At 67.3% G+C, this 15,625-nt stretch carries 18 protein-coding genes and 2 pseudogenes; 14 read left to right on the plus strand and 6 right to left on the minus strand.

The window, feature by feature from the left end; all coding sequences use genetic code 11:
• The first annotated feature begins 73 nt into the window (after positions 1–73).
• From cpaB to ACZ3IC_RS02830, 13 genes are all read left to right on the plus strand, one after another.
• Positions 74–781 carry a Flp pilus assembly protein CpaB gene (cpaB, locus tag ACZ3IC_RS02770; protein WP_467411822.1) on the plus strand — a complete coding sequence of 236 codons (708 nt, stop codon included), beginning with the start codon at positions 74–76 and terminating at the stop codon, positions 779–781.
• 7 nt (positions 782–788) lie between these two features.
• A complete protein-coding gene (locus tag ACZ3IC_RS02775) occupies positions 789–2,093 on the plus strand; it encodes an AAA family ATPase (RefSeq protein ID WP_467411825.1) in 1,305 nt (434 codons plus the stop codon).
• A gap of 3 nt (positions 2,094–2,096) precedes the next feature.
• Complete coding sequence (locus ACZ3IC_RS02780; RefSeq protein WP_467411826.1) at positions 2,097–2,570, plus strand: TadE family protein; 474 nt, start codon at positions 2,097–2,099, stop codon at positions 2,568–2,570.
• A gap of 3 nt (positions 2,571–2,573) precedes the next feature.
• A complete protein-coding gene (locus ACZ3IC_RS02785) occupies positions 2,574–2,981 on the plus strand; it encodes a TadE/TadG family type IV pilus assembly protein (RefSeq protein WP_467411828.1) in 408 nt (135 codons plus the stop codon).
• Between the two features lie 68 nt (positions 2,982–3,049).
• Entirely contained in the window at positions 3,050–4,387 is a 1,338-nt protein-coding gene (locus ACZ3IC_RS02790; protein ID WP_467411830.1) for a CpaF family protein, read from the plus strand.
• Between the two features lie 10 nt (positions 4,388–4,397).
• Complete coding sequence (locus ACZ3IC_RS02795) at positions 4,398–5,336, plus strand: type II secretion system F family protein (RefSeq protein WP_467411832.1); 939 nt, start codon at positions 4,398–4,400, stop codon at positions 5,334–5,336.
• A gap of 14 nt (positions 5,337–5,350) precedes the next feature.
• Positions 5,351–6,238 (plus strand): DUF5936 domain-containing protein, encoded by an 888-nt coding sequence (locus ACZ3IC_RS02800; protein WP_467412118.1) that lies wholly within the window; start codon positions 5,351–5,353, stop codon positions 6,236–6,238.
• Between the two features lie 51 nt (positions 6,239–6,289).
• On the plus strand, positions 6,290–7,624 hold the full coding sequence (locus ACZ3IC_RS02805; protein WP_467411835.1) for a sensor histidine kinase: 1,335 nt from the start codon (positions 6,290–6,292) through the stop codon (positions 7,622–7,624).
• A 52-nt stretch (positions 7,625–7,676) separates the two neighbouring features.
• A complete protein-coding gene (locus ACZ3IC_RS02810; protein ID WP_467411836.1) occupies positions 7,677–8,780 on the plus strand; it encodes a response regulator in 1,104 nt (367 codons plus the stop codon).
• Between the two features lie 245 nt (positions 8,781–9,025).
• Positions 9,026–9,262, plus strand: a complete 237-nt coding sequence (locus ACZ3IC_RS02815) for a hypothetical protein (RefSeq protein ID WP_467411837.1) — start codon at positions 9,026–9,028, stop codon at positions 9,260–9,262.
• Complete coding sequence (locus tag ACZ3IC_RS02820; RefSeq protein ID WP_467411839.1) at positions 9,259–9,867, plus strand: pilus assembly protein TadG-related protein; 609 nt, start codon at positions 9,259–9,261, stop codon at positions 9,865–9,867. The genes ACZ3IC_RS02815 and ACZ3IC_RS02820 overlap by 4 nt, the downstream gene beginning before the upstream one ends.
• 31 nt (positions 9,868–9,898) lie before the next feature.
• Positions 9,899–10,516, plus strand: a complete 618-nt coding sequence (locus ACZ3IC_RS02825; RefSeq protein WP_467411841.1) for a hypothetical protein — start codon at positions 9,899–9,901, stop codon at positions 10,514–10,516.
• An 8-nt stretch (positions 10,517–10,524) separates the two neighbouring features.
• Positions 10,525–11,175, plus strand: coding sequence for an OmpA family protein (locus ACZ3IC_RS02830; protein WP_467411842.1), 651 nt, complete (start codon positions 10,525–10,527; stop codon positions 11,173–11,175).
• Between the two features lie 60 nt (positions 11,176–11,235).
• On the opposite strand, the gene ACZ3IC_RS02835 is transcribed toward ACZ3IC_RS02830, so the two are convergent.
• The gene (locus ACZ3IC_RS02835) at positions 11,236–11,427 is read right to left on the minus strand and encodes a hypothetical protein (RefSeq protein WP_467411845.1); all 192 of its coding nucleotides are present in this window, start codon (positions 11,425–11,427) and stop codon (positions 11,236–11,238) included.
• An 11-nt stretch (positions 11,428–11,438) separates the two neighbouring features.
• Positions 11,439–12,290, minus strand: a complete 852-nt coding sequence (locus ACZ3IC_RS02840) for a DUF5753 domain-containing protein (RefSeq protein WP_467411847.1) — start codon at positions 12,288–12,290, stop codon at positions 11,439–11,441.
• 321 nt (positions 12,291–12,611) lie between these two features.
• Between ACZ3IC_RS02840 and ACZ3IC_RS02845 the strand changes: the two genes are divergently transcribed.
• Positions 12,612–13,166, plus strand: a complete 555-nt coding sequence (locus ACZ3IC_RS02845) for an ATP-binding protein (RefSeq protein ID WP_467411850.1) — start codon at positions 12,612–12,614, stop codon at positions 13,164–13,166.
• A 198-nt stretch (positions 13,167–13,364) separates the two neighbouring features.
• Here the strand turns inward: ACZ3IC_RS02845 and ACZ3IC_RS02850 are convergent, their stop codons facing one another.
• The 4 genes and pseudogenes from ACZ3IC_RS02850 to ACZ3IC_RS02865 form a co-directional block, all read right to left on the minus strand.
• Positions 13,365–13,775 (minus strand): VOC family protein, encoded by a 411-nt coding sequence (locus tag ACZ3IC_RS02850; protein ID WP_467411851.1) that lies wholly within the window; start codon positions 13,773–13,775, stop codon positions 13,365–13,367.
• A gap of 48 nt (positions 13,776–13,823) precedes the next feature.
• Positions 13,824–14,216: a helix-turn-helix domain-containing protein gene (locus tag ACZ3IC_RS02855; protein WP_467411853.1), complete on the minus strand. Its 393-nt coding sequence runs from the start codon at positions 14,214–14,216 to the stop codon at positions 13,824–13,826.
• Positions 14,217–14,354: 138 nt separating this feature from the next.
• Positions 14,355–14,926 (minus strand): annotated as a pseudogene (locus tag ACZ3IC_RS02860) (dihydrofolate reductase family protein).
• Positions 14,927–15,179: 253 nt separating this feature from the next.
• Positions 15,180–15,506 (minus strand): annotated as a pseudogene (locus ACZ3IC_RS02865) (serine hydrolase domain-containing protein); the annotation flags it as partial.
• Between the last annotated feature and the right edge of the window lie 119 nt (positions 15,507–15,625).

The following is a 15,625-nucleotide window of genomic DNA, read 5'->3' on the forward strand; positions in this document are numbered from 1 at the left end:
CTTCCGCTTTCCTCCGCAGACGCCCTCCCGTCCGCTGCCCCACGCATCCGATTCGAACGAGGTTGTCCGGCTCATGAACTCCCGCCAGCGCCGCGGCGTGATACTCCTGCTTTTGTCGGTTCTGTGCGCCTTCGGCGCCTTCGCCGGCGTGCTCTCGGTGATCAGCGATGTCAACACCAAGGTGGGCCCCGAGGTCTCGGCCTACCAGTTGAAATCCGATGTAGCGCCCTATACCGCCCTGTCGTCCGGGCAGTTCGAGAAGATCTCGATGCCGAAGCGCTGGCTCTCCGCCAACGCGGTGACCGACCTCTCCGAGATCAACGGCAAGATCGCCGTCACCCAGCTGCGCAAGGGCTCGCTGCTCCAGTCCGACATGATGCAGAAGCGCCCCGAACTGCAGCCCGGGGAGCAGGAGATCGCCATCATGATCGACGCCGCGACCGGCGTCGCGGGCAAGATCACCCCCGGTGCCACGGTCAACATCTACGCCACCTTCGCCAGTGAGCGCGAAGGCGAACCCTCCCAGTCGAAGGTCATCGTCTCCAACGCCAAGGTGCTGGACGTCGGCAAGCTGACCGCCCTGGAGCCCAGCCGCGACGGCAAGTCCAGCATGGGCACCGAGGCCGTCCCGATCACCTTCGCGCTCAACACGCTCGACACCCAGCGCATCGCCTACGCCGAGTCCTTCGCGGAGCACGTACGTCTCGCGCTCCTGGCCTCCGGCAGCGACAGCACCATCCGCCCGGGCGACCGCAGCTACACGATCGACAAGGACAAGTGAGGATCGCATGACCACCAGGATCCTCCCGGCCGTCGGTGACGTCGACGCGGCCAGATCCGTCTCCACCCTGCTCAGTCAGCTCCCCGACGCCGAGCCGGCTGCTCCGGTCAGCGACTCGACGCAGCTCATCGACACTCTCGCCCGGCTCGCGGGCGAGTCCCTCGACGAGCTGCCCGAGGTCGTGCTGGTCCACGAGCGGATCGGTCCGGTGCCGGCGCTGGAACTGATCAGGGAGGTCTCCCTGCGCTTCCCCGCCATCGGGGTCGTGCTGATCACCGCCGACGTCACCCCTGGCCTCTTCGCGTCCGCCATGGAGTCGGGGGCGCGAGGCGTCGTCACCCTGCCGCTGAGTTACGAGGAACTGGCCAACCGGGTCCAGTCCGCCGCCCAGTGGTCCGTCGGCGTCCGCCGCCACCTGAGTTCCGGAGCCGAGGTGTTCACCGGCCCCGGCGGTACGGTCATCACGGTCAGCGGCGCCAAGGGCGGGGTCGGCACCACCGTCACCGCCGTACAACTCGCCCTGGCAGCACAGGCGTCCGGCCGTACCGTCGCCCTCGTCGACATGGACCTTCAGGCCGGCGACATCGGCTCGTACCTCGATGTGCAGTTCCGGCGTTCCATCGTGGACCTGTCGACGATCACCGACATCTCGCCGCGCGTCCTGTCCGACGCCGTCTTCACCCACGGCACCGGCCTCGCGCTGCTCCTGGCACCCGGCGAGGGCGAGAGCGCCGAGGAGGTCAGCGACCGCTCTGCCCGGCAGATCGTCAGTGCCCTGCGCTCGCGCTACGGGGTCGTGGTGATCGACTGCGGCAGCCAGCTGCAGGGAGCGAGCGCCGCGGCCATCGAGATGGCAGACACGGCCCTGCTGGTCACCACGCCCGATGTGATCGCGGTGCGCGGCGCCAAGCGCCTCGTACGGATGTGGGACCGGCTCCAGATCCGCAAGGCGGAGGAGACGGTCACCGTCGTCAACCGTTTCATCCGCAACACCGAGATCCAGCCACCGCTGATCGAGAAGATCACCGGAACCCGGACGGCGAACACGGCCGTTCCCGCGAACTTCAAGGAACTCCAGAGCGTCGTCGACGCGGGCCGTCTGCACGACCTCGACTCCAAGAGCACCGTCAAACAGGCCCTCTGGGCCCTTGCGGGCGAGCTCGGCATCGTGAAGGTTCCGGACAAGGCCGAGAAGAGCGGCGCGAAGAGCAGCGGAATGTTCAAGAACGACCGAGGCTCGATCGGGCGCCCACGCGTCGGCCGACGTGACGGCGACGCCCGGAACCGGGCGACGACCAAGGGGGCAAGTTGACCAATGGCACTTACCGAGACGACAGACATGGAGATACGGGGAAGGCGCTACGGTGATCCGTCCCCGGCGCATGGCCGGACGCGTGGCCGACTGCACGGCCACCTGCTCGGCCGCAAGCGCGACCGCGGCCAGACCACGATCGAGGCCCTGGGCGTCACACCGCTGATCATCCTGCTGGCGGTCGTGCTCTGGCAGTGCGCGCTGATCGGCTACACGTTCTCCCTGGCGGGGAACGCGGCGGACAAGGCGGCGCACCAGGGGGCCATCACAGAGGGCCTGCGGGTGCAGGAATGCCGGCACGCGGCCAAGGAGCACCTGCCGAAGGCCTGGCAGAAGTCGATGAAGCAGACGAAGTGCCGTTCCAGGTCCGGCATGTACACGGCCGAGGTCAGGCTGCAAGTGCCGGTCCTGGTGCCCGGTGTACTCAACTGGCCGTTTCGCGTCGAAGGCAACGCCGCGTTCCCGCTGGAGGGCTGAGCGATGAGCAAGCGCACGCACACACCCGGCCGGACGGCCACTACCACCACCACCGCCGCCCCTCGCCGCGACCGCGGCCAGGTCGCCATCGAGTATCTGGGCTTCCTCCCCCTCCTGCTCCTGGTCGGCCTCCTCGCGATCCAGGCGGGCCTCGCCGCGTACGCCGCCAACCAGGCGGGGACCGGGGCCCGGGCGGGAGCCCGTACGGCCAGCATGTCGACGGGCGACTGCGACGAGCAGGCAGCCAAGGACGCGATGAGCGACTGGACCGCCGAACGGGCCGACTTCGAGCCCGCCCGCTCCTCCTTCGACAAAGTCACCTGCACCGTCATTGTCGACGTGCCCGACATCATCCCGGGCGTCCATATCTGGGGTCCGGCCGAACGCAGTTCCACGATGCCGCGCACCTGACCCCGCGGCGCACCACACCGCTGTCTCGTCGGCGGATCAACAAGCAAGTGGGAACGAGGAGTTACGGAATGAGTCTGCGGGCACGCATGACCGCCCCCGAGAAGAACGGCGGGGCGCGGGAGGACAGCCACATGGTGGCCGCCTATCGCGCCAAGCTGCTCGAAGAGATCGACCTGGCGGAGATGTCCTCGCTCGCCGCCGCAGACCGGCGGGCCCGGCTGGAGCGCGTGCTCAGCCACATCATCAGCCGCGAAGGCCCGGTCCTCTCGACTGTCGAACGCACCCAGCTGATCCGCCGGGTCGTCGACGAGGCCCTCGGTCTCGGCATTCTGGAACCGCTCCTCGAAGACGCGTCCATCACCGAAATCATGGTGAACGGACCTGACCAGATCTTCGTCGAGCGCAGCGGCAAGGTCGAACAGCTCCCGATGCGCTTCAGCTCGCACGAACAGCTGATGCAGACCATCGAGCGCATCGTCTCGACCGTCAACCGCCGCGTCGACGAGTCGAACCCCATGGTTGACGCGCGTCTACCCAGTGGTGAGCGTGTCAACGTGATCATCCCGCCGCTGTCGCTGAGCGGCGCCACGCTCACCATCCGACGGTTCCCCAGGGCCTTCACGCTCCAGGAAATGATCAACGTCGGCTCGCTCGACGAGCAGATGCTGATCCTGCTCTCCGGACTCGTCCAGGCCAAGCTCAACGTCATCGTCTCCGGCGCCACCGGTACCGGAAAGACGACGCTCCTCAACGCGCTCTCCGGCCTCATCCCCGACAGCGAGCGCATCGTCACCATCGAGGACTCCGCCGAGCTCCAGCTCCAGCAGAGCCACGTCATCCGGCTCGAGTCCCGGCCGGCGAACGTCGAGGGCAAGGGCCAGATCACCATCCGTGACCTGGTCCGCAACTCCCTGCGTATGCGACCTGACCGCATCGTCGTCGGTGAGGTCCGTGGCGGTGAATCGCTCGACATGCTCCAGGCGATGTCGACCGGTCACGACGGCTCGCTCGCCACCGTCCACGCCAACAACGCCGAGGACGCGCTCATGCGTCTGCAGACCCTGGCCTCGATGTCCGAGATCAAGATCCCGTTCGAGGCGCTGCACGACCAGATCAACAGCGCCGTCGACGTTATTGTCCAGCTCACCCGGCACGCCGACGGTTCCCGCAAGATCACCGAGATCGCCGTACTCGACTCGCACGGCCGCGACCCCTACCGCATCGTGACCGTCGCCCGGTTCGACGCCCAGCCGATGGACGCCGAAGGGCGGATCAACGGCGAGTTCAGGTACCTCCCGATCCCGCGCAAGATCGCCGACCGCCTCTTCATGGCCAGCCAGCCCGTCCCGCAGGCCTTCGGGGTCGCCGATTCCGCCGAACAGCTCGCCACCCGAGAGGCCAACTAGGTACCGTGCCATGACGAATCTTCCTCTACTCACCATCGGCGTGACGCTGCTCGCCGGCGTCACCGGCGTCGTGGGCCTGCACGCCTATTCCGGCGGGAAGGCCGACCGGGACGCCCTGGTGGACCGCCTTTCGCACACCGGCCACATCCCGGAGACCGGTCGACATCGCCGCTTCCGGGCACTCGACAGCAGACTGCGCAAGACCGGTTTGGGCCGGAAGCTCGAACTGAAGCTGGCCGCCACGGGTCTCGAGATCACCCCGGGCGAGTTCCTCGTCTACGCGCTCGCCTCCATGGCCGGCCTCTGGCTGATCGCCTCGTCCATGCTCGCCAGCTTCTTCGGCCCGGTCGCCGCCCTCATCGGCCTCTGGGGCACCAACGCCTTCCTGAACTGGCAGCGGACGAAGCGCACCGAGCGCTTCATCAACCAACTCCCCGAACTCGCCCGCATCCTCGCCAACGCCACCCAGGCCGGCCTCGCGCTGCGTACGTCCATCGGCATGGCGGCCGACGAGATGGAGGACCCCGCGGGCGAGGAACTGGCCCGGGTCTCGCGCCGCCTCGCCGTCGGCGAACCCCTCGAAGACGCCATGAGTGAGCTGACCGACCGACTGCCCTCCCGCGAACTCGTCGTCCTCGTCACGACCCTCGTTCTGTCCAACCGGGCCGGCGGTACGGTCGTCAGCTCCCTGCGCAACCTCACCGAAACGCTGGAGGAGCGCAAGGAGACCCGGCGCGAGGTCAAGACCCAGCTCTCCCAGGTCACCGTCACCGCCTACGCCGTTCCGATGTTCGGCCTGGGCGCCATGCTCCTGATGAACGCGGTCATGCCCGGCGCCCTCGACCGCATGACCGGCGCCTTCCTCGGCCAGGTCGCGGTGGTCATCTCCATCGCCCTGTACACGATCGGATTCATCGTGATCCGTCGCATGTCCCGGATCGACGTCTGATGGGCGGCGCGCATATGGGCCTCTTGCTCGCCGGCGTCATGGGTCTCGCGGTGTACGGAATAACCGCCGGCATACGGATGTACCGGCGCGACGCGAAGCTCCCCGGCGACCTCGCGATCGCCCTGGAGGTCGGTTCCACCCGCACCAGCGCGGTCGGCTCCGGTATCGACCGGCTCGGCATGCGCTGGGCCCCTTCGGTCCTGCGGATGATGGGCCCCAAGGCCGTCAACAAGAAGCGCCGCCAGATCGACCTGGCGGGCAACCCGGGCGGTCTGACCATCGACCGCTACGCCGCCCGCCGCGCCGTCTACGGCGGACTCGGCGCGTTCGGCGCCTTCACGATGCTCATGCGCGGCCAGATCCTCTTCGCGCTGCTGCTGATCGCCTTCGGACTGTTCTGGGTCGAGGTCGGCATCTGGTCGGCGGTCCGCGTCCGCCGCGACCACATCGACCGGACCCTCCCCGACTTCCTGGACGTCCTCGCCGTCGTCGTCTCGGCCGGCCTCGGCTTCCGCCAGGCGCTGGGACGCGTCGCCGAGAAGTACGAGGGCCCCTGGGCCGACGAACTCCGCATCACCCTGCGCCAGATGGACATGGGAGTCAGCCGCCGCGAGGCCTTCGACCAGTTGCGCAAACGCAACGACTCGGAGCAGGTGGCCATGTTCGTGACCACACTCCAGCAGGGCGAGGAGCTGGGTGCACCGATCGTCGAGACGCTGATCCAGATCGCCAACGACATGCGCCGCACCGACGCCCAGAACGCCCGCCGGAAGGCGGCCAGGGCCGTGCCCAAGGCGACCTTCGCCGTCACGACGTTCCTGCTTCCGGGAACCCTGGTGCTGCTGACGGTCGGCTTCGTCTACGGAGCGAACATCGACTTCGGCTCCCTCGCGGGCGGATGACGTGAACTCGGCGGGCGGCGGGCTGGACGGTCGGAGGGAGGTGACAGGCTCGTGTCATTCCCACTCGGCGGCACCCAGACCGGACTGAATGCGGAGCTGCGTCAGGCGATCGCCGACCCCGGGTCACGCCCGGCGTTCGCGATCCAGCTGAATGCGCTGCAGGCGATGTGTCGCCAGGTCTTCGGCTTCCGGCTCGCGATGATCGCCATAGCCACGCCGTTCGCGATCGGCCACACCGCGAAGGGACCGGCTTCCTGGCTGATCGGCTCGGCCATCCTTGTCACCTTCATGGGCTCGTACGTCCTGTTCCGCGACTGGGAACGCTTCGGCCCGGTCCTCCTGCGCCACCCCTGGCTGCTCGGCATGGACGCCCTCTTCGGTGCTCTGCTGCTGATCACCGCCGGCCCCGAGTCCACCCTCGCGTACGTCACCGTGTGCACCCCGCTGCTGGCCGGGCTCGTCTCCGGCTGGCGAGGGGCGGCGGTCTTCGCCGCGCTCCAGACCATCATTGTTCTCGGCGTGTACAACGCTGATCCGAAACTGCAGCCGACCGACGCCACGGCGATCCTCCTCCCCGGCTTCTGCGTCATCGCGGGTGCGGTCGGTGTCACCCTGCGCAACCTGCTTCTCCGCTTCGGTACGGCCAGCCAGGCCCTCACCGAGACCAGGGCCCGCCTGGCAGTCAGTGAGGCGGTGGAGGGCGAACGCACCCGACTCGCCCGAGAAATGCACGACTCCGTAGCCAAGACCCTGCACGGCCTGGCGCTGGCCGCCGACGGCCTGGCCGGTTCCTCCGACCGCATGGACCCGCTCACCGTCAAACACCAGGCCGAGCTGGTCGCCCGCGCCGCCCGTCGGGCCGCTGCCGAATCCCGCGAACTCCTCTCCGACCTGCGCCGAGAGACCGGACTCGACGGCGGTGTGGATGTCGTACGGGAACTCCGGGCCCGTGCGGACGACTTCACCTGTCGCCACGGACTCACGGCCTCCTTTCGACTTCTCGACGACGAACCGATACCGCACGTCCCCCAGGTCGTCGCGCGCCAGCTCCTCACTGTCGCCTCCGAGGCGATGGAGAACGCCCACCGCCATGCCCACCCCACCTACCTCGTCGTACTGGTCGGTGTGAAGGGCGATGTCCTGTGCGTCAGCGTGTACGACGACGGGCGCGGTCTGCCTCCGGGCACCACGCTCGACGGACTCCGGCACGCCGGACACTTCGGCCTCGTCGGCATGGTCGAACGCGCCGCATCCATCGGCGCCCGCATCCGTATCGGAAGGGGCCAGGCGGCCAAGGGCACCGAAGTACGCCTGGAACTCCCGATCGCCGCACTCAGTACCGCACCGCTCTCGACACAGAGCAACTCAACTGAGCAACCGAACTGAACCACTCCAACTCCACCCTCACCCCCCATAAAACCCTGAGAGGAGGTCGCAGATGCCGGACGACGTCTCCCGCGCGTCGGGCCAGAACTGGGCAGCACGGAACCATGCCTCCCAGCACACGTCCTCGCACGTCACGCCGCTCAACTCGGAGGCCAGCTCCCCCGCGGTTCCCGCCCCCGTCCCCCAGCAGTCCGCGGCATCCGAGTCCATGCATCCCTTCCCCGCGGCGCCGCCCACGCCCGTACCCGGTGTCCTGCGGGTCGTCGTCGCCGACGACAACCCCGTGGTCCGGGCCGGCCTGGGCGTCCTGCTCTCCGGTCGCGACGACATCGAAGTCGTGGCCGAGGCCGCAGACGGCCGCCAGGCCTACGACATGGCCGTACAACACCGCCCGGATGTCGTCCTGCTGGACGTCCGCATGCCCGGCGTCGACGGCATCTCCGCCCTGCCCCACCTCGTTCAGGTCGCGCCGGTCATGATGCTGACCTACAGTCGCGAGAGCGAGATCGTCCACGAGGCCCTGCGCCTGGGTGCGGGCGGCTATCTGGTCCACGGCGAGTTCACGGCCGACCAGCTGGTGCAGGCGGTACGCGACACCAAGAGCGGCCGCGCCCACTTCACCGCCACCGCGGCCAACGCCCTCCTCGCCCACATGAGGCAGGGCCACGGCCCGCAGGGACGACCACTTCCGGAGGGGCTTGGTGCCGCCCTGAACGCGGGCGTTCCGTACTCGGGGGCCGGCTACGACGGCCATGCCCCGAGTTCCGTACAGCAACACGGTGCGCCTGCACATGCCCCCAAGCCCGAACCGACTTCACCTGTGGCGCGACAGGTCCGGTCGTCACAGGGTCTTTCGCATCTGCAACCCGTTGTGGCACAGTCTTCCCTGACCGGAGGGTCGGGCCTGACACCCAACAGGCGGCAGTACGGGCTGAGTTCGCGGGAGGCGGAGGTCATGGAGCTGATCGCGTCCGGCATGAACAATCAGCAGATCGCCGCCACCTGCTTCATCAGCGAGAAGACGGTCAAGAACCACATCAACCGCATCTTCACCAAGTTGCACAGCGCCAGCCGTAGTGAGGCCATCGCCCGCTGGCTCGGCACGGCCCCCGCGGCGGGTCCAGGGGCGCACGGGGCCGGTGGTCACCGTGGCTGAGCGTCGCAGCGGAAGCATGGTGGTACGTGCGGGGCGTGGGGCCCCGTTCGTACCGGCGCGGGAGGCCCAACTCACGCTTTGGGCCCGGGAATGGGCCCTGGGACCCTCCGGCGAGCACGGCGTGCCGCCGTATGTTTCTCACGTCGCCGGCGGCTCCGGCCAGGAGGAAGCCGGAACCGCGGGCGACACCCAAGAAACGTGCGAGTCGGCCAGCTACCGGTCGGCCGAATCCGGAGGGGAATTCCATGTCGAACATCACCCTGAAGACCGCCGTGCGCGTCAACGGCTGGGCCAATACCGCGGTCAGCGCGATCCAGAAGCGCTACGAGGCCAAGGACCGGGGTCAGACGGCGTTCGAGTACCTGGGCATCATCCTGGTGGTCGTGGCGATCATCGGGGCGATCATGGCTACGGGTATCGGCGGCGACATCTCGGATCGGATCACCAACATGGTGGCCGAGATCACCGCGGGTGGCGAGTGATCGAGCGCAGTCGCCGCGATGCAGGGCAGGCCTTCCCCATCTATGTAGTGATGGTGGCGGGCCTGCTCTTCCTCGTGTTCGCATTCTTTGCCGTCGGCAAGGCCGCGGCCTTGCGCAATGGAGCCCAGGGCGCGGCGGACGCTGCCGCACTGGCTGCCGCTCAACAGAATCGTGAAGACTTCAAGGCCGGTTTCCTCGCGTCGCTCCCCAATGACATGCTGGAGCAGTTCCTTCAGGCCCACCTGGTTAACGGGTGCCCCGCGGCTCGCAAATTTGCCGCAGAGAATCAGGCGAGACTCAGCGGCTGCTGGCCGACGCTTGGCGGCTATCGAGACCAGATCGAGGTTAAGGTCAAGGGCCGTAATCCGGTGGACTCGTCGGTGATTCCCGGCACGGAGAGAAAGTTCGCGAAAGCCACGGCCACTGCCATTGTCGAGTTCCGTTGCCCCGTGTGGGAGGCCTTGGACTTCGACGATAACGGCGTCAAGGACTTGTACATCTTCCATTGCGGGAGCGCCGGGGTGGTCGAAATCGCCCCGGGCAGTCCCCCGCCTTGGTCCAAGGTGAGCAGGATTCTCTACGACGTGCACCTGGTCGACAATTGACAGCGAACGACGAGTAAAGGAATCAGAACCCATGAGCATTCGGCGCTCCACCAAGTCCCGAAGGGCAGTGGCAGCCGTCTCGCTGGCGGCAACAATGGCCCTGACCGTCGTCGGTTGCGGCACCGATGACGGTGGCGGAAAGACCAATGGTGCCGGTCCGTCGCCCTCCTCCGCTCCGTCCACGCCCTCGGAAGAAGGCAAGGGCGCAAAGCAGGAGGACACTGCGGCCGGGGAAAACGTGGACCCGAATGTAAAACTTGCGCAGGTCAATGGTCGTAGTGGGCTGACTCTTGTCGTCAATGAGGTAAAGCGCGACAGCGGCGGGTTCGTTACTGTCAGTGGCGTGATCAAGAATGACGGGGACGGTATTCGCAGTGCCGGTCAGTGGGCGGGTAGCGAGAATGAAATCGTCATCAATAATCCGAATTCCGTAGCAGGCGCCACGCTTGTGGACAAGGTCGGCAAGAAGCGTTACTACATTCTTCGGGACACGGATGGGCGATGCCTCTGCACGACCGGGCTGACAGCGATTCAGGAGGGTAAGTCGGTCTCTGTCTTCATGCAGTTCCCGGCACCGCCGGAAACCACCACTGAAGTCGACTTCACGCTACCGACGTTCGCCACTGCCTCGCTGAAGATTTCTGGGTGATGGCCGACATGGAATGCGTTCGTACACGGCACAGGCAACGCCATGCCGCAGGGCGGGCCATCGCTGTAGCGGTACTGCTGGCCGGAAGTACCGTCTTCGGCGCGACGGCGGCTCTGGCTGAGGACGGCCCGAGCGTGCCGCCAGGCACCGAGTCGGCATCGGTGCCGTCGGTAGAGCTCGACCCCAACGATCCCGACCTGAAGATGCCCGAAGGCGGCACGCTCGCCCCGGCCAAGGTTCTCGACATCGTCCAGGTGATCGAGGACGAGGGCGGTGAAGAGCGTCGCGAGGACAGCAACGCGAACATCAAGTTCGCGCTCCAGGCAGAGGTCCTCTTCGGCAAGGACAGCGCCAAGCTGAGCTCTGCCGCCAACGCGCGTATCGCGGCCATCGCCGCCGAGATCAAGAAGCAGAACGCGACCAAGGTGCGTGTCTTCGGCTTCACCGACAATCTCGGTTCCTCGGCCCACGGTGACGTGCTGTCCAAGCAGCGCGCGAACGCCGTGCAGTCGGTGCTGGTCAAGGAGCTGGGCTCGACCGTCAGCTTCGATATCCGCGGCTACGGTGAGCAGTACCCGATCGCCAACAACAGCACGGAAGAGGGCCGCAAGAAGAACCGGCGCGTGGAGGTCTCCTTCCCGCGCGGCACCTCTTCCTGAGGCACCCGCACACACAGGGGCCCGGCACTGCGAGCGCGTCGCGGTGCCGGGCCCTTGCTGTTACAGCAGGTGGTCGGCCTTGCCGGCCTTGATGTCGCGGATCAGCTGTTGGAGGGCCTCGCGGCTGTCGACGATGTAACGATCCTCCTCGCCTCTTACGGCGATGAACCCGTTGCCGTCTATGTCAGTGCCCAGCCGGAAACAGTTGTTTCCCTCACCGCAGTACGGCTCTTCCCAGTTGATCTCAGGCATGCTGAACTTCCTTAAAGTTGGCGAGAGACGGCACGGATGAAGTCCCGGGATTCGGCGGAAGACAGCGAGGCGCCCTCCATCCAGTTCAGGTGTGCGCGGTACTTGGTCAGCTGCGCATCCGCGTGCATGAACTCCGGGCCATGAGCTGAATCGAGCTGCACGGTGTCGAGTTGGGGAACGACACCGTGGGCATAGAGGAGGGCGTGCCCGGCTCCGGGGAAAGCACCTCGGTCCACCGGAATCACCCGTACATCGACATGCTTGCGTTCTGACATCTCGCACAGGTGCAACAACTGCTCGCGCGTGACGTCTCGACCGCCGAACTGCATGCGCAGGGCCGCCTCGTGGATGTAGCCCACGTAGTCGATCGGATCTTCGCGGTCGAGTACCTGTTGCCGTTCCATGCGGTGCGCGACCCGCAGTTCGATCTCCAAGCGGGACAGCTCGGGCAGAACAGCACCGAACACCGCTCGCGCATATCCGTCGGTGTGGAGCAGACCGGGAAGATGGACGGTCTGCGCCGTACGGATACGTGTCGCGTGCCATTCGAGCTCGGCGATGTCCAGGAGACCCGGCGGGAGTGTGCCCCTGTACTGCTCCCACCACCCACGCTCGCGCTGCTCGGCCATTTCGACGAGCGCGTCGACGTAAAGAGGCTGGGCACAGGAGTAGTTGCAGGCCAGGGTGCGAACGCGTGCGGGTGCGATCGGGCGGACCCCGCCTTCCATGTTGGAGATCTTTGTCCGGTCGATTCCCAGCAGCCCGGCCGCGTACGCGGTGGTTGCCTCGGCTGCGACGCGCATCTTGCGCAGTTCGGCGCCGAGTCGCTTCTGGCGCTCCGTCGGAGTGGAACTGCTCGGCATAGGCCCTCTCTTCCACGGACTGTGGGAACAGTCTGCCGTTGCACGCGCGCCCAGTCCAACAGATGGGAGGCAATTACCTCCAATCGGGAGACACGTGTGCCACCGCTGCGCTACGTTGGGTCACGCACCGCTCACACAGCGACGACGAGCCGGAAGTGCATCACGCGGTCCTGCCCGCAACCTCCTTCCCTGGGAGAGGCAGTCCCGCGTCAGGGAGACAGGCCACTGCTCGTCCACAACACAACAACGTGAGCCACCCGTGCGCGCCCACGCGAAAAGAGAGACGCCGCCAACTCACCATCTGCATCAGGGGAGTCAGTCATGCATTCATCTCCGATCGCCGCACTCTGTCCGGCCGCCGCCGAGACACGTATGCCGGTCCCGTCCACGCACCCGAATTCGTATCCGCATCCTGCCCTGCGACCGAACCCGCAGTCGCATCCCCGGCCCTACCTCCGACCCAAGAGCCGCTCCGCGCGTGGGCTCGGGCTGAGCTTCACGCTGCCAGGTGATGTCCGCAGCGCGTTCATCGGACGGACCGTCGTCGCCGCCGCACTGGAGGCGCACGGGCTTGCCCCGTACGTCTGGCCGGCCACGCATGTCGTGGATGAGCTGATCTCGGTCACCGCCAGAATGAGCCCGGGTAAGGACCTCTACGTGTCTCTGCGCCAGCGGGACGACGCGGTCCGGCTCCTCGTCTGGGACCAGCACCCGCATCACGCCGAACCCGACCTGGCCGCGCTCTGCGAAACGCGGCGTCGGCGCGCGCTCTGGCTGCTGGCGGCCGTTGTCGACGACTGGGGCGGGGAGTGGGGAACCGGCGAGGCCGACCCGCCGCAGCAAGGAATCAAGTTGTGGGTTCAGTTGCCCCGCTGAGGCCGCCCGCCGAACAGATCGGCCAGTGTCCTGAGCGAGGCCGCAGCGGTGGCCGTCCGCGCCCCGCCCCGGTCGCACGCACGCGGCGCCGGCGCGACCGGTGTCCCCGCCGTCCCAAGAGGCTCGCCGCCCCGGACACACGCACGCGGGGGCCGGTGCGTCCTCGCTCCGGCCCCCGCTGCGCGATCGGGAATGTGCTCAGCTCTTCGGCTGGGTGAAGCGGATGCGGTTGCCGAAGGGATCGCGCAGGCCGCAGTCGGTTCCGTACGGGCGGTCGGTGGGCTCCTCGGTGAACTCGACGCCCTGGGCCAGCAGCGTCTCGTACGTCTTGCGGCAGTCGTCCGTGGTGAGGATGAGCCAGCCGCCCATCGCACCCTTGGTCACCAACTCCCGTACCTGCTGGGCCGTGTCCTCGGACATGGCCGGGGCGCCCGGCTTCTCCAGCATGATCTGGCGCTCAGGGTGGCCGGGGACGCTGACGGTCAGCCAGCGCATGAAGCCCATGTCCACATCGGCGCTGATCTCCAGGCCGAGCTTGCCGACGTAGAAGTCGAGGGCCTCGTCCTGGTCGAGGACGTAAATCTGCGAGTGCGTAATGGCGTTGAACATGTGCCTCACGCTACGGGGCACGGTCGAGAAAAACTTATCCAGAACCGCTCAGGTGCTCGGCCGTACCCATGCCATGGTGAAGCACGTCGGGACGCTCGTGGCCGCCGCTTCCTTGCGGTACGTTCTCGGCGACCGGCCGACGATGTCGTGGAACGTACGGCTGAACGTCCCCGGGCTGCCGAAGCCGACCTCGTAGCAGATGCGCGTCACGCTGTGGTCGGTCTCCCGCAGCAGGAACATCGCGCGCTCGACACGGCGGCGTTGCAGGTAGCGGTGGGGTGTCTCGCCGAACGTGGCCCGGAACGTACGTGTGAAGTGGGCCGGGGACACGTGCGCGATACGGGCCAGGGCCGGGACGTCCAGCGGCTGCGCATAGGCGCGGTCCATCGCGTCCCGCGCCCGCAGCATGCGGCGGTTGGTCTCCTCCACGGCGCGGTTCATGGAGCCATGACACCACACAGCATCCGGGTCTGCGGGCCGAGGTCTTCCTGGCGGGCCCGTGCCCACTGTTCCTCGAAGCCGTCCTGGCGAGGCCCGGCGAGGCCCGGCCCGGCGCGTTGCGGGGGCCGGGCGGAGGTGTCAGCGGACGACGTCGAAGACGTTCTTCTGCAGGCCGTTGGGGTACGCCTCGTGCTCGACGAGCTTCAGCTTCTGGGTGTCCTTGTCCGCGTCGCTGAACAGGCGCTTGCCCGCACCGAGGAGGAGTGGGAAGACGAGGAGGTGGTAGCGGTCGATCAGGCCGGCGTCCGAGAGGCTGCGGTTGAGGTGGCGCTGCCGTGGACGATGATCGGGCCGCCCTCGGTCTCCTTCAGGGCGGCGACCTCGTCGAGTGAGCGCAGGATCGTGGTCTCGCCCCAGTTCTGGACCAGGTCGCCCTCGGTGAGGGTGGTGGAGACGACGTACTTCGGCATCACCTTGTAGTCGGCGAAGTCCGCCATGTCCGGCCAGACCGGGCTGAACGCCTGGTAGCTGACCCGGCCCAGCATCATCGCGGCAGCTTCCTGCTGCTCGCGGCCCTTGATCTCGAAGGCCTCCGGTACGAACTCCACGTTCTTGAGGGTCCACCCCGCGTTCCGGTAGCCGGTCTCCCCACCCGGAGCCTCCACCACCCCGTCGAGCGAGATGAAGGCGGTGCTGATCAGGGTGCGCATCTGAGTCTCCCGAGGTCATGTCACGTGGCTGCGGTGCATCAACTGTCTCCTACTCACTGACTGCCGATCGTGGAGGGACTCATCGGTCATTGCCGAAACAATCGCCGGCCGTTCCCTGCCGCTACGGCGAGTTGACCACGTCCGGTCCCGGAGGAGGGCGTTCGGTGCGCTCGTCAGTCCTCGGACCGGGAGAGCGTGGCGAACGAATCGGGAAGAGAGTCGGGAAGAGGGGCGGAGGGGTGTTTCGTCGAGCCGGGGCCCGCGCGTTGTGCACGAACTCGGGGTCCGCGGTGTAGTTCGCGATGCCGCTGGTGTGGTTAAGCAGTCGGCGCAGGGTGATCCGGCTGCCGTCGTACCCGTTGCCCCGCACCAGGCCGGGCAGCCAGGTCTCGACCGAGTCGTCCATGCTCAGCCGCCCCTCCGCCTCCAGCTGGAGCAGCACGGTCGCGATGAACGTCTTGGCGATGCTGGCCCCGCGAAAGTGGTCGCCGGGGGAACGCTCGCGGCCGGTGGCGGTATCGGCGAAACCGACCGCCGCGTACCAACTGCCCCTGGCATCTGGCCGACTGGCCTGGAACAACTACATCTTCTCGACCTCGGTGCCCATCGACCCGAGCAAGACCAGATAGACGGTCAAGCTGCCCACCCCGGCCGCGCACGATCTCCACATCTTCGGAATGGCCACGGCCTCCTGAGGCC

The sequence above is a fragment of the Streptomyces sp. NPDC002958 genome (assembly GCF_055563255.1).